A 527-nucleotide genomic window follows, 5' to 3' on the forward strand; every position below is an offset into this window, starting at 1 on the left:
ATTTTCTGATATGTCAGAAACAATTACCGGAATTTTAGAAATAATTGCCTCCACTAAAGAGCCGGGAAGGCCTTCATAATAAGTAGGAAAAACAAAGAAATCGGCTACCGAAAGAAGAGAAGGGATATCTTCTCTGTATCCCATTAAAAAAACCTTTTTTTGTAGCTGTAATTCAATTATTAACTTTTCTAGCTCACTCCTCAAGCTGCCTTCTCCGGCAATGATCAGAAGAGTATTAGGATTGTTCTTGTTGATTACTGTAAAAGCCTTCAACAAGTCAATTTGTCCTTTGCCTTTATTCAGCCTTCCTACATTAAGAAATATCTTTTGCCCTGTCCAATTCAATTCTCTGAGAAGAGAGGGTTGAGCTTCTGTTGTGGCACTAAAGTCTTCAAGACACCTACCGCGATAGATGACTTGCACTTTGTTCCCGTCTATATTTAAAGCTCTAACATTTGTCTTCTTTATAGCATTGGAGTTGCAAAGAAAAAAATCCACTTTTCCGGCTGTCAATCGATCTTTTAACT

The 527-nt window shown here is 37.2% G+C and carries 1 protein-coding gene; it reads right to left on the reverse strand.

Going from position 1 to position 527, the window contains the following annotated elements; translation table 11 throughout:
* Nucleotides 1-498: glycosyltransferase (locus HC175_RS24330; protein WP_168139547.1), on the reverse strand; the 498-nt coding region annotated here is incomplete at its 3' end.
* Between the last annotated feature and the right edge of the window lie 29 nt (nt 499-527).

It is taken from the genome of Salinimicrobium oceani (assembly GCF_012037645.1).